The sequence below is a fragment of the Catenuloplanes japonicus genome (assembly GCF_000717135.1).
GTDB classification, from domain to species: domain Bacteria; phylum Actinomycetota; class Actinomycetes; order Mycobacteriales; family Micromonosporaceae; genus Catenuloplanes; species Catenuloplanes japonicus.
In genome coordinates, this window is record NZ_JNXY01000037.1 from 123,958 (window position 1) to 139,842 (window position 15,885).

Consider the following 15,885-nt stretch of genomic DNA (forward strand, 5'->3'; position numbering starts at 1 on the left):
CGCTGGGAAACCGGACACGGCCGTCGAAAGATAATGACATCGACGCCCGGCAATGAAAAAGGCCGGTGCGCACATCGTGCGCACCGGCCTTGTCGTGATCAGGCGGATGGACCGCTAATCGTCGTCGTTGCGTCCGTTGCCCTGGCCGGGCGGGCCGCCCGGGGTCTCCGGCGTGGTGGGCGTCGTCGGCGTGTTGTTGCCGCCGCCGTTGTTGTTGCCGAAGAGGCAGTCGAAGTCGAACGGCTCGCAGCTCTTGCCCGGGTTCGGGTTGTTCTTGCCGGTGTCCTGCGGCTTGGGGGCCGGGGAGACACCGTTCGCGAGCACGCTCGGGTCGCCGACGAAGCTTCCCTCGGGGAACTTCTCGACCTTCATCTTCAGTTCCTTGTTCACGGCGTTCATGAAGTTCTCCCAGATCTGGCCTGGGGTGCCGCCGCCGAACATGTTGTTGCCGTTGGACTCCTTGAGCGCCTCACGGTCGCCCTTGCCACCGACCCAGACACCGGCCGCGATCTGTGGCGTCGCGCCCATGTACCAGGCGTCACCGTTCGCGCTGGGGTCGTTGCCGCGGCCGAGCTCCCAGGTGCCGGACTTGGCGAACGCCGGCCGGCCGCCCGCCAGGTCGTGCGGGTTGACCTCGCTGAACGCGGGGATCTTCTGGAGCACCTTGAGCATGCTGTCTATCTGCTCGGTGTCGAAGCGCTGGTCCGGCTTGAGCTGCTCGCCGTTGACCTTGGCCCATTCGCCGGTCGAGGTGTTCCGCTTCTCGACGCTGACCACGAAGTGCGCCTGGTTGTAGACGCCGCGCGCGGCGAGCGTGGCCAGGCCGTTGACGTGCTCGATGACCTTCACCGGGTACTGCCCGAAGCCGACCTCGACGTCGAACTTGCTCGGCGCGACCTTGGCCGGGTCGGCCTCGGTCAGGTTGACCACGTCGCCCTCGTTGGTCCACATGCTCTTGACGCCGGCGTCCCGGGCGGCGGCGACGACCTTGTCCGGGCCCATCGCGTCCGTCATCCAGTAGAACGCGGTGTTCCGGGACTCCTTGGTCATGAACTCGAGCGAGCAGAACTGCTTGCAGGAGGGGACGGCACGGCCGGCGTCGGAGATCTCGCGGTTGCGCTTCTCGTCCTCGGTCTTGGTCGCGTCCCAGTACGAGTCCATCGACATGCCCTCACGCAGGCCGGCGGCCAGCGTATACATCTTGAACGTGGAGCCCGGCGGGTGACCGCCGTTGAGTCCGGCGTAGTCGAAGCCGAGGCCGTTGTCGCCGCCGTAGTAGGCGAGCACCTGGCCGTTCGCCGGGTTTATCGCGACCAGCGCGGCCTGGTGGTTCTCGGCCAGCTTGTTCATCGGCGAGCTCTTGCTGTCGCGCGACGCCGCCTCCTGCGCCAGCTTCTGCATGGTCGGGTTGATCGAGATCTTGATCTTGTACGGCTTCTGCCGCCAGTCCGTGATCCCCATCGCCTTAAGCTCGGCCTGCACGTACTTCAGCACGTGCCCGATCGGCTTGTCGTCGACGCACTGCAGGTGGCAGGTCTTCTCGGGGTCGTAGTCGACCGCCTTCGGGTACTCCGCCTTGGCACGGTCCTCCGCGCTCAGCGTGCCCATCGCCACCATGTTGTTGAGCGTGTAGCCCCAGCGCTCTTTCGAGGCCTCGATGTTGTACGCCGGGTCGTAGCCCTGGTGGCCGCCCTGGACCGGCTCGGGCTGCTTGATCACGGCGGCGAGCACGGCGGCCTCGGACGGCGTGATCGCGTTCTCCTCGCCCGGAGGCGTGGTGACCGACTTGTTGAAGTACGCCTTGGCGGCGGCCTCGATCCCGTTCGCCCCGCGACCGAAGTAGATCGCGTTCAGGTAGAACGACAGGATCTCGTCCTTGCTGTACGTGTCCTCGATCTTGCGGGACAGCAGCGCCTCGCGGATCTTCCGGTTGTAGTTGATGCCGGTCAGATCCGCGGCGTGCCGCGCGTACTGCTGCGTGATCGTGGACGCGCCCTGCGTGGTGCCGCCGGAGACGTTGTTCCAGGCCGCGCGCGCGATGCCCTTCATGTCGATGCCGTGGTGGTCGTAGAACTTGTTGTCCTCCGCGGCCACCACCGCGTCCTTGACGACCTTCGAGATCTTGTCCGGCGACACGACCGTACGGTTCGCCTCACCGAGCTTGGTGACCTCGCTGCCGTCCGCGTAGACGACCGCGGACGCCTCCGGCTCGAACGTGTTGATGTCCGGGATGTCGTCGAAGAAGTACGTCAGGCCGACGATGCTGACGCCGGCGGTCATGATGACCACCGCGAACGCCGCTATCGACCAGTTGGCGATCTTGCGACGCTTGGCGCGCTTCGCGGCCTCCGGGTCCAGCGAGGCGGAGCCACGGGTACGACGCCCGGGTCCACCCGGCCCGCCGTAGCCGGGACCGGCCGGCGAGACGGGACGGACGCTGGCCCGGCCCGGCACGCCCGCGCCGGGCACACGTGCGCCGCCCACGGCCGCGCTCGCGCCCACGGACGCACGCCCGGGGCCGGCGGAGCCCACGGAGGCCCGGCCCGGCGCGCCCGCTGCGGGCACGCGCGCGCCGCCGACGGCCGCACTGCCGCCGACCGTGGCACGTCCCGGGCTCGCGGAGCCCGGGGTGCCCGGCACCCGTGCGCCACCGACCGCGGCACTGCCGCCGACGGAGGCACGTGCGCTGGGCGCTCCGGGCCGCGCGCTGCCGGCGGCACGCGGGGGCGTGCTTCCTCCGGAGCGGCTTCCCGGCTCGTCAGAGCCCGGCATCCGACCCCCACCCGGGCCGGAGGCCCGGCCGTGCGGAGGACTGGGTTCGCCGTACGCGTTCATTCGTCACACCCTGCCGGTCGCGGTGGCGCGAGTCGACGACCCTTGGGGGTGGCCGTGAGCTTCGCCACGAACGGACATAAGGGGCGCGGTACTGAAGACCGCCACCCCTTCATCTGAATTTATAGCCGTTACATCCGGATTAAACGGACTTATCAGGCTAACGACTTGACGTGCGTCCCCGGCTGACTGCGAGCGCGTCACCGTTCCGCTCCCCGCCGCCGGCCGGTGTCCCCGACAGCTTCGTCCGTCTCCAGGCCCTCGCGGCCCAGCAGGAACTGCTCCACCAGATGGTTCCAGGAGCAGCCCTGGCACACCTCCACTACGTACACCTGGAACTCACTCAGCGTCATCGCGAGCATCGGAAGCTCGGCCAGTTTCCGGGCCTGTCCCGCCGACTGCTTGAGCTCGTCACCGTAGATGTAGTGCACAAGCGTGAGGTTCTCGTGGCGGCACATCGGACACCGTTCCTCGGTGGGCTCACCGTGGAAACGTGCCGCGTTCTTGAGGTAGGGCGAGGCATCGCAGACCTCGTGGACGCCCACCCTGCCCGAATGCACGTCGCGCAGCACTGCTCGCCTCTGAAGCGAGTAGTCCACCACCTGCCGCTGCGTTCGCACGGACTGAAGAGTAACGGCTGATTGGCCAAGAGGCGACAACGCTCACTTTCCGTGACAGACAGTGGCGACCGCCGAACTTTCACGCCGCGGCGTTTGCCAACCGGCCATCTCTCGTTCTACGGTTCGATGTATCGGGCCGATACATCGGATGAAGGAGGAGCCGTGCTGGAGTTCGCCATCCTCGGGCTGCTCACCGAGTCCGCCATGCACGGTTACGAACTGCGCAAGGAGCTCGGCACCAAGCTCGGCCCGATCCGCGCGGCGATCAGCTACGGCACGCTCTACCCCACGCTCAAGCGGCTCCAGCTCGCCGGCTGGATCGCACAGGCCGGTGAGACGCCCGCGACCGCGGATGAGGTCCCGGCGTTGACCAGCCGGCGGGGGCGGATCGTCTACCGGATCACCGCCGAGGGCAAGGAGCGGTTCGCCGAACTGCTCGCACACGCCGGGCCGGAGACCTACGACGACGCGGCGTTCAACGTCCACTTCGCGTTCTTCGCCCGCACCGACCGCGCCACCCGGCTGCGCATCCTGGAAGGCCGCCGCCGGAAGGTCGAAGAGCGGCGCGAGGGCCTGCGCAACCTGCTGGCCCGCGCCAGCGAGCGGTTCGACGCGTACACGCTGGAGCTGCAGCGCCACGGCCTCGACGCCTGCGAGCGCGAGGTCCGGTGGCTGGAGGAACTCATCGCGGGTGAGCGCTCCGGTCGCGGGCCGGGCCGGCCCCCCAATCTCCCGCTCTCCGCCGAAAGCACCGGCGGAGAGCAGGAACGCCATGGCAGAGACGACCTGTCGTGAACACAAGGCTGAACAACAAGAAGGAGGCAAGCGGGATGGGTTCCGTCCGCGTGGCCATCGTCGGTGTGGGTAACTGCGCCTCGTCCCTGGTCCAGGGTGTGGAGTACTACCGCAATGCCGACCCCAACGACCGCGTCCCCGGTCTCATGCACGTCACCTTCGGCGACTACCACGTCTCGGACGTGACGTTCGTCGCCGCATTCGACGTGGACGCCAAGAAGGTCGGCCGTGACCTGGCCGAGGCGATCGTGGCCAGTGAGAACAACACGATCAAGCTGGCCGACGTGCCGCCGACCGGCGTGCAGGTCCAGCGCGGCCCGACGTTCGACGGTCTCGGCCTGTACTACCGCGAGATCATCGAGGAGTCGGACGAGCAGCCGGTGGACGTGGTCCAGGCGCTGCGCGACGCGCAGGTCGACGTCGTCGTCGCCTACCTCCCGGTCGGCTCCGAGGAGGCGGCCAAGTTCTACGCGCAGGCCGCCATCGACGCGGGCTGCGGCTTCGTCAACGCGCTGCCGGTCTTCATCGCCTCCGACCCGGTCTGGGCGAAGAAGTTCACCGACGCGGGCCTGCCGATCGTCGGCGACGACATCAAGAGCCAGGTCGGCGCCACCATCGTGCACCGCGCGCTGGCAAAGCTGTTCGAGGACCGCGGTGTGGAGCTGCTGCGCACGTACCAGCTCAACTTCGGCGGCAACATGGACTTCATGAACATGCTGGAGCGCAACCGGCTGATCTCGAAGAAGATCTCGAAGACCCAGTCGGTCACGTCGCAGATCCCGCACGAGATGGTCAAGAGCGACGTGCACATCGGCCCGTCCGACCACGTGCCGTGGCTCGACGACCGCAAGTGGGCGTACATCCGGCTGGAGGGCAAGGCGTTCGGCGACGTGCCGCTGAACGCGGAGCTCAAGCTCGAGGTGTGGGACTCGCCGAACTCGGCCGGCGTCATCATCGACGCGGTCCGGGCCGCGAAGATCGCGATGGACCGCAAGCTCGGCGGCCCGGTGCTGTCCGCATCGTCCTACTTCATGAAGTCACCGCCGGTGCAGTACTCCGACCACGACGCGCACGCGTCCGTGGACAAGTTCATCGCCGGTGAGATCGAGAGCTGACACGGTGCGTAGGGGAGAAGGCCGGGTTCCGGTCTTCTCCCCTATATATAAGGACAGAGATTCACCCGAAAGAGAGCCAGTCGCGCTCCAGCTTCACGCGCGCCTCGATCTCCAGCAGCACCCGTTTGCGCGGCAGCCCGCCGCCGAAGCCGACCATCTTCCCGCCCGCACCGACCACCCGGTGGCACGGCACGATGACCGGGACCGGGTTGCGGTTGCAGGCGGTGCCGACCGCGCGGGCCGCACCGGCGTCGCCCAGACCGGTCGCGATCTCCCCATAGGTGATCATCTCGCCGTACGGCACCCGGGCGATCCGCTCCCACACCGCACGCTCGAAGTCCGAACCGCCGGGCACCGCCAGCGGCACGGTGAAATCGGTCAGCGTGCCCTCGAAGTACGCCCGCAGCTCCGCCACGGCCGAGTCCAGCAGCGCGTGCTCCCCGGCCACCGGCGGAGCCGCGGCCGGGTGCCGTCCGAAGTGCACTCCGCCCACCGCGGCCGGCCCGGCGACACCCGGGCCGTCCGCGCCCACGGACAGCTCGCCGATCGGCGAGTCGATCACCACCCAGCGCATGGGCCCCATTGTGCTCCGGTCAGCCGCGGGTGTACTCGATCGTGTAGAGCTTGCCCTTCTGGGTCAGGCGGGTGTCGGTGCAGGTGTAGTCCGCCACGTCGTTCGCGGCCAGGAACTCCTGCTCCGCCGCGGTCTCCTCGCCGTTGACGTAGATGACGAACGTGGCCGAGGTGTCCGTGCCGGTCAGCGTGATCCGGTCGTTGCGCGCGGTGTAGTCGTACGTCACCGGGCCCTTGATCCGCAGCCGCACGTTCTGCCCGCTGACCGAGCCGGTCCACTCCGTGCCCGCGCCGTAGTTCATCACGGCCGTGCCGTCGTCGGTGAGCGTGAGCTTCGCGCCCTTGCCGCCGGTCAGCTTGATCGTGCCGACGCCGGGCACCTCCAGGTCCTCGACGTGCGAGGAGATGTTCCAGGTGCCGACCGTGCAGGCGTCGATGTTCGGGTCCGACCAGGCCGAGGCGGACGGCGTCGGGTCGCTGCCGGCCTCGGTGTCCGAGTCCGGCAGGCTGGAGAACCAGACCGCGCCGCCGATGCAGCAGAGCAGCACCAGCACGACCGAGACCAGCGCGCCGATCAGCACGTTCAGCCCGCGCCGGCCCTTGTTCTGCGGCGGCGGAGGCGTGTAGACCGGCGGGTACGCCTGCGGCGGCGGCGTGAACGGGGGCGGCGGAGGCGAGTACGCCTGCGGCGGCGGGCTCGTCGGATATCCACCGCCGCTGACCGGGTACGGATTGTTGTAGCCGGCGCCGCTGGTGGGCGGGTAAGGGGGCGTTGCCGGAGAGTAACTGGCCGGCGGTCCGGACACGACCTCGCTCGTCCCACGGTAATTGCCACACTGCGTGCAGTTACCGGCCGCGTCGATGGTGCCGCCACCACAGACCGCGCAGGGCCCCATGTCGCCTCCCGGCTCGTATTTCCGCTTCCGACCGCGACGCTAGCGGGTGCGATCCACTCGGCCCAATGGCCTCAACGGTCAGCGGATCTTACTCACTGCGGCATTTCCCGCCGCACGGCGACGAATCGGACTCAGCGGGTCAGCCGCTCACGCTGCGCATCCGGCCCGGTCAGTACCAGCTCGCCGGCACCGCACCGGTAACCCCACTCGGTCAGCGAGGCCGGCCAGTCACCCGGCTGATCTCCCTCGATCGTGAACGTGGCCGCGGACCGGGCCTCGGTCGCGGCCGTCACGCCGTCCACGGTCACGAACTCGAACGACACCGTGCCGCGCACCGTGATCAGCGTCTCCCGTCCACCCACGAGCGCGGTGTAGACGGTCGCGGTTCCGTAGTCGGCCCTGCCGGTCCCGGCCGCGTCGTAGGTGACGGCCGGGCCCGCGCCGGTCAGCGTCACCGCGATCGTGCCGAGGCCGGGCAACGCCACCAGTTCGCGCTGCTCCACCACGCGCCACGGGCCGGCCAGGCATGCGTCCACGACCGGGCTCGCGGACGGCGACGGAGACGGGGACGGGGACGGGGACGGCGTGGGGGAGACCAGCGAGACCGGCGCGGGCGGTGGTCCGGCCAGCCGGTCCGCGGCCCGGGAGTCCGCACCGGCGAACTGCACCACGACCGCGCCGAGCACGACGGCCGCGACCACGCCTGCCAGCACGACCAGCACGACAGCGAACGGGTGCGCCCGCTCCGTGCCGGCCAGCGCGGGGGAGGGCGCGTCGTACCCGATGACCGGCTCTGCTTTCGAGAAGATCGGGGGAGCGGGAGAAACAGGAGCAGGAGCCGCGGGGGTACGCCACGCCGGCGGCCTCGGCCCGGGAACGATCGGCGGCGCGGACACCGGGGGCAGCGGTGTGGTCTCCGCCGTGTCGCGCGGCGGCCCGGACACCGGGCGGTACGCCGGATTTGCCGGGAATCCCGGCGTCTGCAACCGCCCGCGGGACACGCCGCACCCGGCGCACGTGCCGTCGGCAGTGACCGTCACCCCACCGCAGATGGCGCACGGTCGCACTGCCCGGCCCTCCTTAGCCGCGAACCGACCCGCTCTCACGAGCGAGCCGAGCAGTGAACCTAGCGGACCTCGCGGGCACGGCGGAAGCGGTTGATCCGATCGAAATGGATGAACGGATCGGTGAGGGAACTCGTCCTAAAGGGCTGTGCCTCACGGCGTGCCAGATCTAGAGGCTCTGCTCCCGCGCCCACCGGCGCAGCTCGTCCTCCGCCTCGTCGCGGGTCAGCGGCCCGCGCTCCAGCCGCAGCTCCTTCAGGAACCGCCAGGCCTGCCCGACCAGCGGCCCCGGCGGCAGCCCGAGCAGCTCCATGATCGCGTTGCCGTCCAGGTCCGGCCGGACCCGCGCCAGATCCTCCTCGGCCGCGATCCGCGCGATCCGCTCCTCCAGCGCGTCGTAGTCCGCGGACAGCGCCGCGGCCTTGCGCCGGTTCCGGGTCGTGCAGTCGGAGCGGGTGAGCTTGTGCAGCCGGTCGAGCAGCGGCCCGCCGTCCGTCACGTACCGCCGCACGGCCGAGTCGGTCCACTCGCCCCGGCCGTAGCCGTAGAAGCGCAGGTGCAGCTCGACCAGGCGCGTCACGTCCGCGGTGACGTCCTTCGGGTAGCGCATCGCCTTCATCCGCTGGCGGGTCAGCCGCGCGCCGACCACCTCGTGGTGGTGGAAGCTGACCCGGCCGTCGGCGCCGACCGCCTTCGTGGCCGGCTTGCCGATGTCGTGCAGCAGCGCGGACATCCGCAGCGTGAAGTCCGGCTCGCCGCCGCCCTCCAGCCGGATCGCGTTGCTGACCACGGTGAGCGTGTGCTCGTAGACGTCCTTGTGCTGCGCGTGCTCGTCGATGGCGAGCTTCAGGCCGGGCAGCTCCGGCAGGAACCGGTCGGCCAGGCCGGTGTCGGCCAGCAGCCGCAGCCCGGTGATCGGGTCCGCCCCGACCATCAGCTTGGTGAACTCGTCGCGGATCCGCTCGGCCGTGATCCGGTCCAGCGACGGCGCGAGCGCGGTCATCGCGGCGACCACGGCCGGGTCCGGCGTGAACCGCAGCTTCGCGACGAACCGGGCCGCACGCAGCATGCGCAGCGGGTCGTCGCCGAACGACTGCTCCGGCGTGCCGGGCGTGCGGATGACGCGCGCGGCCAGGTCCTGCAGACCGCCGTACGGGTCGGTGAACTCGTGCCCCGGCAGGCTGACCGCCATCGCGTTGATGGTGAAGTCGCGGCGGACCAGGTCGTCGGCGAGGCTGGTGCCGTACCGGACGACCGGGTTGCGGCTGACGCCGTCGTAGGCCTCGGCGCGGAACGTGGTGATCTCCAGCCGCAGGCCGCCGCGCATCGCGCCGATCGTGCCGAACTCGCGCCCGGTCTCCCAGATCGCCTCGGCCCAGCCCTTGAGCACGCCGAGCGTCTGCTCCGGCTGCGCGTCCGTGCAGAAGTCGAGGTCGTCACCGAGCCGGCCGAGCAGCGCGTCACGCACGGACCCGCCGACCAGATGCAGCTCGTGACCGGCCGCGGCGAATCTGCGGCCGAGCTCGTCGGCGACGGGGGAGACACGTAACAACTCCGCGACCGCGTTGCGCTGGACGGCGGAGAGCTGATCGACCCCCACGGGGCCCTGGGACGTTTCAGACATGGGACCGCCAGCGTATCGCCAGCGCTCACGCACTGCGGACCCGACCGTCGCGCCGCCGCCGGACGGGGCAGGATGATTACCCATGCCAGTCCCCGAGGCGTTGCGCGTGCTCGCCGGCCGTTCCTCCTTCTGGTCCGAGTGGTTCTTCGACGCCGAGGAGCCGCCACCCGGGCCCGGCGAGCCGCTGCCCAGGCCCGAGCTGGTGGTGCTGCTGCCGGTCGCGGGCGGCTACCGGCTGCGGCTGGAACTGGACTTCGCCGCGCCGTCCCACCTGCTGGAGCTGGTCGCGCCCGGCTTCGACACGCACGAGGGCACGATGCTCGGCTGGGACGCGCCGGACGACGCCCGGCCGCACGCGCTGCGCTGGCCCGAGCTGGACCTGATCGGCCGCGTGATCGCGATGAACGACCCGTCGCTGCCCCACCCCGGCCTGGTCGTGGCGCTGCTCAGCCGGTTCACGCCGATCACGCTCGCGGATGACGTGCCGGTCGCCCGCGCGCTGTTCACCGCCGCGTTCCGCGCGCTGCGCCCCGCGCCGCTGGAGGCCGGCCCGGAGCAGGAGCCGCTTCCGTTCTTCGCGGAGCCGCGCTGGTGGCCGTCGCCGGTGGATCCGGAGGCGCTCACCGACCGGGCGATCGCGCGGCTGCTGACCGGCCAGGACGGTCGCCGGGGCGGCCTGGACTGGCACCGTCAGGAGGGTCTCGGCTGGGTCGCCGCGCAGCGTCCGGAACGCAACGAGCTGGATCTCACGATCAAGAGCCTCCGCGTGGGTACGGACCGCGCCTTCCCCTTCGCCGGCCTGGACGAGCTGCTGAGGGCCGCGCGCGAGCGGCTGACCTCCGAGGTCTACGGCGCGCCCTGGTGCACGGCCGCCGCCGTGGTGCCGATCGCCCGGCGCATCGTCCACGCCGGGGACCTCACGTCCGTACCCACGCTGCTCGAAGCTCTTGAGAGTGCCGGCTGTGATCACCCGGCCGTGCTGGACGCGCTGACCGCGCCCGTGGCCCCGGCCGAGGCCGCGTGGGTCGTCGAGGAGATCGCCGGCGCCGTCCCCGGCACGCTGTTGCGCCTGGTCTGTCCGGATCACCCGGTCCCGCTCGCGGACGCGGAACGTGCTCGGGTTGACTAGGGTGCGTGCAACGCCGGCGGCACGCGGGTCCGCCGGGCGGGTTCGAGGGGATGCGACATGACCGGCGGTCTGTACCGGAGCTCGAACGCAGGCCATCGCGACGGCCCCTACGACGACACGCAGGCGCCGCCGCTGATCGACACCCCGGTGGTGCCGGACACGGACACGATGGCCGGTGGCGGCGAGGTCCCGGGCGCGGAGGCACCGGAGGCGCCGGCGAGCAACAGCACGGCCGGCAACAGCCTGATCATGGCGGCCGGCAGCCTGGTCAGCCGCGGCACCGGCTTCCTGCGCACGATGGTGCTGACGGCCGCGCTCGGCACCGCGATCGGCGACGCCTACGCGAACGCGCAGCTGTTCCCCGGCATGGTCTACGACTTCCTGCTCGGTGGCATCCTCTCCAGCGTGCTGCTGCCGCTGCTGGTGCGGCGGCGCAAGGCGGACCCGGACGGCGGCCAGTCGTTCACCCAGACGCTGCTCAGCCTCGCGGTGATCGTGCTGGCGGTGGCCACCGTCCTCACGGTGATCGCCGCGCCGTTGCTGACGATGGTCCTGACCACCGGCGACAACGTGACGCCGGAGTACCGGGGCCTGATCACCGACCTGTCCCGGCTGATGCTGCCGATGCTGTTCTTCACCGGCTTCTCCGCGCTGGTCAGCGCCGTGCTCAACACGCGCGGCCACTTCGCGGCGCCGATGTGGACGCCGATCCTGAACAACCTCATCGTGATCGGCGTCGGCGGCGCGTACCTGCTGCTCTACGGCGCCACGAAGCTCGCGCCGGAGCAGATGACGGCCGACCGGATCGCGCTGATCGGCGGCGGCACGCTGCTCGGCGTGGCCGTGCAGGCGGCCGGCCTGGTCCCGGCGCTGCGCAAGGTCGGCTTCCGCTGGAAGTGGCGGTTCAACTTCCGCGACCTCGGCCTGCGCGAGCTGGGCAAGCTCGGCGCCTGGATGTTCTGCTACGTGGTGGTCAACCAGATCGCGCTGGCCGTGGCGTTCAACCTGCTGAACACCGCCGCCGGCAACGACGGGACCGGCCCGCAGATGTACCAGAACGTCTACCTCCTGCTGATGATGGCGCACGGGATCATCGCGGTCTCGATCATCACGGCGCTGATGCCGCGGATGAGCGCCTCGGCCGCGGACGGACGGTTCGCCGACATCGCGGCGGACCTGTCCCGCGGCATGCGGACCGCGACCGCGGCACTGGCCCCGGTCGCGGTGGTCTACGGCGTGCTGGCCGCGCCGATCATGGTGGCACTGTTCCGGTACGGCGCGATCGAAGGCGACGAGGCGGTCGCGGCCTCGTTCGTGCTGGTCGGCGCCGGCATCGCGCTGATCCCGTTCTCGATCAGCCAGCTCTTCACGTTCGCCAACTACGCGATGTCCGAGAACAAGACGGCCGCGCTGGTCAACCTGCCGAGCGTGGCGATCCGGATCGCGCTGTACGTCGCCTGTTTCATGCTGCTCGACACCACCTGGCTCGCCGCGGGCCTGATGGTGAGCAATGCGGCTTCCTACCTGGTTTCCGCTGTTATCTCCGCCACCGTGCTCCGCCGCCGGATCGGTGCGATCGGCGTGCGCGAGGTGGCCGGCACGTTCGCCAAGGTGCTGGCCGCCAGCGCGGGCGCGATCATCGTCGGCATTCTCGTAATGAAATTGTTGCCCGGCGGCAGCGACCTGTCCCGCCTGGAAGCGATCATCAGTTTGGTCGTCGGCGGCGCGGTCATCGGCGGCACCTATGTGGGCCTCGCGCTGCTGCTTCGCATCCGGGAGGTCACCCAGGTCCTGGACATGGTGATCCGGAAGGTGAAGCGGTAGTTTCGGGCATCGCACCGCCGGGGATGAATGGGGATGAATCCCGTTCATCACCCGATGGTTGCGGACAGAGGCTTTGAGTAATTACCCAGGTAGGGAGCACAATCTCTACGGGGCTTGGCTCCCGTCGCCGTGCATCGTGGCGGCGCGGGAGGATGACACGCCGGGAGTGCCCGCGATCCAGGTAAGGTCGCTCACGGCGGAAGCGGCGTGACGCCTACCCTTAGTGGGAGGATGTCCGCGGCGCGTTCCATTGATCGCAGATCTATTGAGACACGTGCTCACCGAGGGAGGACGGGTGACCCAGGTCGGCGAAGGTCGAGAGGCCGCCGAGGCGGTTCCGTCTGTGATGACCCTCGGTGAACCAGCCGTCGGTGACGTCATGGCCGACCGTTACCAGCTGGAAGAACACGTCAACGACGACAGCGCGGGCCGGCAGATCTGGCGCGGCACGGACGTGATCCTCCGTAGGCCGGTCGCTGTCGTGCTGCGCTACCCCGGCGGCGAGGACGCGGCCGAGATGCTGCAGTCCGCCGTGGCGGCCAGTCGTGTCATCCACCCCAACCTGGCCGGCGTCTACGACGCGATCGACGAGGGCGAGCGGGCCTACGTCGTGCGCGAATGGATCGACGGCGTGGCGCTGCGCGACGTGGTCGCGGAGTCCGGTCCGATGGACGCGGCCCGTGCGATCGGCATCGCCCGCGCGGTGGCGGACGCGGTCGCGGCCGTGCACTCCACCGGCATGATCCACGGCAACGTGCACGCCGGCACCACCATGATCGGCACGGACGGCCGGGTCGTCCTCGCGGACGCGCGCACCGACGGCGACGACAAGCCGGATGCGGATGTCCGCGCGGTCGGCGGCGTCCTCTACTTCGCGCTCACCGGCCACTGGCCGCACACCGAGGCCGGCGCCTCCCGGGTGCAGGACGCGGTGCGGGACGGCTCCGGCACGATAGTGGCGCCGCGTCAGGCGCGCGCCGGTGTGCCCGCCTACCTCGACGACCTGACGATGGACCTGCTGGATCCGAAGCTCGCGGTCCCGGCCTCCGACGTGCTCGCGGCCGAGCTGGCCCGGCTCGACTCCGCCGCCGAGGAGCAATACCTCGAAGAGGTCGGCCCGCTCCGGTTCACGCAGAGCGGCGACGAGCAGAGCCCCGAGCAGCCGCAGAGCGCCGCCCGCAAGATCGCGGTCGGTGTGGCCGCGCTGCTGGCCATCGCCGTCATCGGCCTGATGCTCGGCATCTCCGCGCTGGGCGGCGACCCGGAGGACAAGCCGGCCGTCGAGGCCGGCGCCAACCCGGGTGCCGGCGGCGCCGCTCCGGGCGCGGTGTCGAACCCGCAGCCGTTCAAGCTGACGAAGGACCAGATCCGCGTCGTCGACCCGGGGCCGAACGGCGACGGTGGCGACCGCAGGAATGCGGAGCTGGCCATCGACGGTGACGACGGCACCTCGTGGGAGACGCAGACCTACAACACGCGTAAGTTCGGCGAGCTCAAGGACGGCCTCGGCCTGCTGATCGACCTGGGCAGCCCGCGCCAGGTCTCCTCGGTCAAGATCCAGCTCGGTGAGAAGGGCGTGTCGGCCGAGCTGAAGACCGGCGAGACCGATCCGGGCGCGGCCAAGCGTGGCGGGAGCAACGACGAGCTGAAGCCGCTCGACCGCGACCTCGTCAATTCGTACGGCACGATCGGCACCGGGTTCACCAACTCGGAGGCGTCCACCATGGCCTTCATCGACGGCCTCGACCCGGACGCGAAGTACCAGTACCTGCTGGTGTGGTTCACGGAGCTGCCGGACTCGAGGAAGATCGTTGTCGACGAAATCATCGTCGAGGGCACCTGACACTCCCGACGATGAGCTGCTCGCGGCTCACGTCGCAGGTGATCGGGACGCCTTCGCCGAGCTGATCCACCGGCATCGGGACCGCCTCTGGGCCGTGGCCGTGCGGACGCTCGGCGACCGCGAGGAGGCGGCCGACGCGTTGCAGGAGGCGCTGCTCTCGGCGCACCGCGCGGCCGGCCGTTTCCGGGGCGACTCCGCGGTCACCACCTGGCTGCACCGGATCGTGGTCAACGCCTGTCTCGACCGCATCCGGCGCCTGCAGAACCACCGCACGGTCCCGCTCGTCACCTCCGCCGACGACGAGCGCCCGGACCGCGAGCCGGCCGCGCCGGTCATCGACCACGACACCGCGCTGGTGGTCCGGCAGGCCATGGACGAGCTGCCGTTCGAGCAGCGTGCCGCGCTGATCCTGGTCGACGTGCAGGGCTACTCGGTCGCGGAGGCCGCGGCCGCGCTCGGCGTCGCCGAGGGCACGGTGAAGAGCCGGTGTGCCCGCGGCCGGGCCAAGCTCGCGATCGCGCTCGGCCACCTGCGGCCCGGCCGGTCTCGGAGCGATCGGCCCGCGCGGTCTCAGAGCGGCGGGAACCCGGCGGCCCCCGGCGGCGTCTCATCCGAAGGCGAGCCGCCCTCCGGGCGGAAGGCCCTGCGAGTGAAGGCGGAGGAACAGTGAGCAGCTCGGACGCGTCACTCACCGAGGCTCAGTGGGACCTCCTGGCGGATTACCTCGGCGGCGCGCTGGACGGCGACCCCCGCCGCGACGAGATCGCCGGCCTGATCGAGTCCGACCCGGAGTGGCGGGAGGCGCACACGCTGCTCGCCGAGGCCGACGACGCGGTCCGCGACGACCTCCGCCTGCTGGCCGAGGCGCCGGTCGAGCCGATGCCTGACGACGTGTTCGCCCGGCTCCTCCCCACCAATGTCATCCCGATGCGCCGCCGCGTGCCGCGCTGGGTGCTGCCTGCCACGATCGCGGCCGGCGTGCTGGCGTTCGCCTCGGTCGGCATCACCGGCCTGCTCGGCGGCGACGAGAGCAGCAGCGACGTGGCCTCGTCCGCCGGCGGCGCCGCACCGGAAGCGGCGGCCCTGCCGATGATCGCGGAGCAGATCCTGATCAGCGGCCGCGACTACACGCCGGAGTCGGCACAGGAGCTGGGCACGGCGCCACAGGCGCTCTCCAGCCCGATGTCCGCCTCCGGCCAGGACGCGCCCTCGGTCGGCCGCGACGGCTCCGTGCCGGACGAGTTGTTCCCGCTGCAGAACCAGTCCGTGCTGCGCGCCTGCCTGCGGGCGATCGGGCTGGAGCACGGTGCGGTCGCGGCCACGGTCCGGCTGATCGACTACGCGTCGTTCGAGGGCGGCCCGAGCCTGCTGGTCCTCTTCACCGACACCGCCGGTCAGGACGTGGTGTGGGTCTCCGGTCCGCAGTGCGGTGCCGCGGGCATGGGAGCGGACACCCGGTATCGCACGCCGGTAGGGTGAGCAGGCAACACCTTCCGGGCCGCACCGTGTGGACGTGAGCCGGCCCACCTGGGTGCCGGACCGGGAATCCCGGTCCATGCGACGACGTTTC

At 70.6% G+C, this 15,885-nt stretch carries 13 protein-coding genes; 7 read left to right on the top strand and 6 right to left on the bottom strand.

What is annotated here, in order from left to right:
• Nucleotides 1–114: 114 nt before the first annotated feature.
• Both OP04_RS40970 and OP04_RS40975 read right to left on the bottom strand, forming a co-directional pair.
• The gene (locus tag OP04_RS40970) at nucleotides 115–2,640 is read right to left on the bottom strand and encodes a transglycosylase domain-containing protein (RefSeq protein ID WP_051799847.1); all 2,526 of its coding nucleotides are present in this window, start codon (nucleotides 2,638–2,640) and stop codon (nucleotides 115–117) included.
• A gap of 392 nt (nucleotides 2,641–3,032) precedes the next feature.
• Nucleotides 3,033–3,452 (bottom strand): DUF5318 domain-containing protein, encoded by a 420-nt coding sequence (locus OP04_RS40975; protein WP_033345382.1) that lies wholly within the window; start codon nucleotides 3,450–3,452, stop codon nucleotides 3,033–3,035.
• A 162-nt stretch (nucleotides 3,453–3,614) separates the two neighbouring features.
• On the opposite strand from OP04_RS40975, the gene OP04_RS40980 reads away from it, so the two are divergent.
• Both OP04_RS40980 and OP04_RS40985 read left to right on the top strand, forming a co-directional pair.
• A complete protein-coding gene (locus tag OP04_RS40980; RefSeq protein WP_051799848.1) occupies nucleotides 3,615–4,247 on the top strand; it encodes a PadR family transcriptional regulator in 633 nt (210 codons plus the stop codon).
• Between the two features lie 35 nt (nucleotides 4,248–4,282).
• The gene (locus OP04_RS40985; RefSeq protein WP_033345383.1) at nucleotides 4,283–5,362 is read left to right on the top strand and encodes an inositol-3-phosphate synthase; all 1,080 of its coding nucleotides are present in this window, start codon (nucleotides 4,283–4,285) and stop codon (nucleotides 5,360–5,362) included.
• A gap of 61 nt (nucleotides 5,363–5,423) precedes the next feature.
• On the opposite strand, the gene OP04_RS40990 is transcribed toward OP04_RS40985, so the two are convergent.
• The 4 genes from OP04_RS40990 to OP04_RS41005 form a co-directional block, all read right to left on the bottom strand.
• A complete protein-coding gene (locus tag OP04_RS40990; RefSeq protein WP_033345430.1) occupies nucleotides 5,424–5,936 on the bottom strand; it encodes a methylated-DNA--[protein]-cysteine S-methyltransferase in 513 nt (170 codons plus the stop codon).
• 19 nt (nucleotides 5,937–5,955) lie between these two features.
• Nucleotides 5,956–6,741, bottom strand: a complete 786-nt coding sequence (locus tag OP04_RS40995; protein WP_033345384.1) for a hypothetical protein — start codon at nucleotides 6,739–6,741, stop codon at nucleotides 5,956–5,958.
• A gap of 221 nt (nucleotides 6,742–6,962) precedes the next feature.
• Nucleotides 6,963–7,871: a hypothetical protein gene (locus OP04_RS41000; protein WP_157241037.1), complete on the bottom strand. Its 909-nt coding sequence runs from the start codon at nucleotides 7,869–7,871 to the stop codon at nucleotides 6,963–6,965.
• 193 nt (nucleotides 7,872–8,064) lie between these two features.
• Nucleotides 8,065–9,519 carry a CCA tRNA nucleotidyltransferase gene (locus OP04_RS41005; RefSeq protein WP_033345386.1) on the bottom strand — a complete coding sequence of 485 codons (1,455 nt, stop codon included), beginning with the start codon at nucleotides 9,517–9,519 and terminating at the stop codon, nucleotides 8,065–8,067.
• 82 nt (nucleotides 9,520–9,601) lie between these two features.
• Between OP04_RS41005 and OP04_RS41010 the strand changes: the two genes are divergently transcribed.
• The 5 genes from OP04_RS41010 to OP04_RS41030 all read left to right on the top strand — a co-directional run bounded on the left by OP04_RS41010 (nucleotide 9,602) and on the right by OP04_RS41030 (nucleotide 15,794).
• A complete protein-coding gene (locus OP04_RS41010; RefSeq protein ID WP_063746855.1) occupies nucleotides 9,602–10,648 on the top strand; it encodes a hypothetical protein in 1,047 nt (348 codons plus the stop codon).
• Between the two features lie 57 nt (nucleotides 10,649–10,705).
• Nucleotides 10,706–12,472 (top strand): murein biosynthesis integral membrane protein MurJ, encoded by a 1,767-nt coding sequence (gene murJ, locus OP04_RS41015; protein ID WP_033345387.1) that lies wholly within the window; start codon nucleotides 10,706–10,708, stop codon nucleotides 12,470–12,472.
• A 379-nt stretch (nucleotides 12,473–12,851) separates the two neighbouring features.
• Complete coding sequence (locus OP04_RS41020; RefSeq protein ID WP_232323927.1) at nucleotides 12,852–14,315, top strand: protein kinase family protein; 1,464 nt, start codon at nucleotides 12,852–12,854, stop codon at nucleotides 14,313–14,315.
• Nucleotides 14,284–14,985 (top strand): RNA polymerase sigma factor SigM, encoded by a 702-nt coding sequence (gene sigM / locus OP04_RS41025; protein WP_051799850.1) that lies wholly within the window; start codon nucleotides 14,284–14,286, stop codon nucleotides 14,983–14,985. Before OP04_RS41020 ends, sigM begins: the two co-directional genes overlap by 32 nt.
• Nucleotides 14,982–15,794 carry an anti-sigma factor gene (locus tag OP04_RS41030; RefSeq protein ID WP_033345389.1) on the top strand — a complete coding sequence of 271 codons (813 nt, stop codon included), beginning with the start codon at nucleotides 14,982–14,984 and terminating at the stop codon, nucleotides 15,792–15,794. Before sigM ends, OP04_RS41030 begins: the two co-directional genes overlap by 4 nt.
• Nucleotides 15,795–15,885 lie beyond the last annotated feature (91 nt).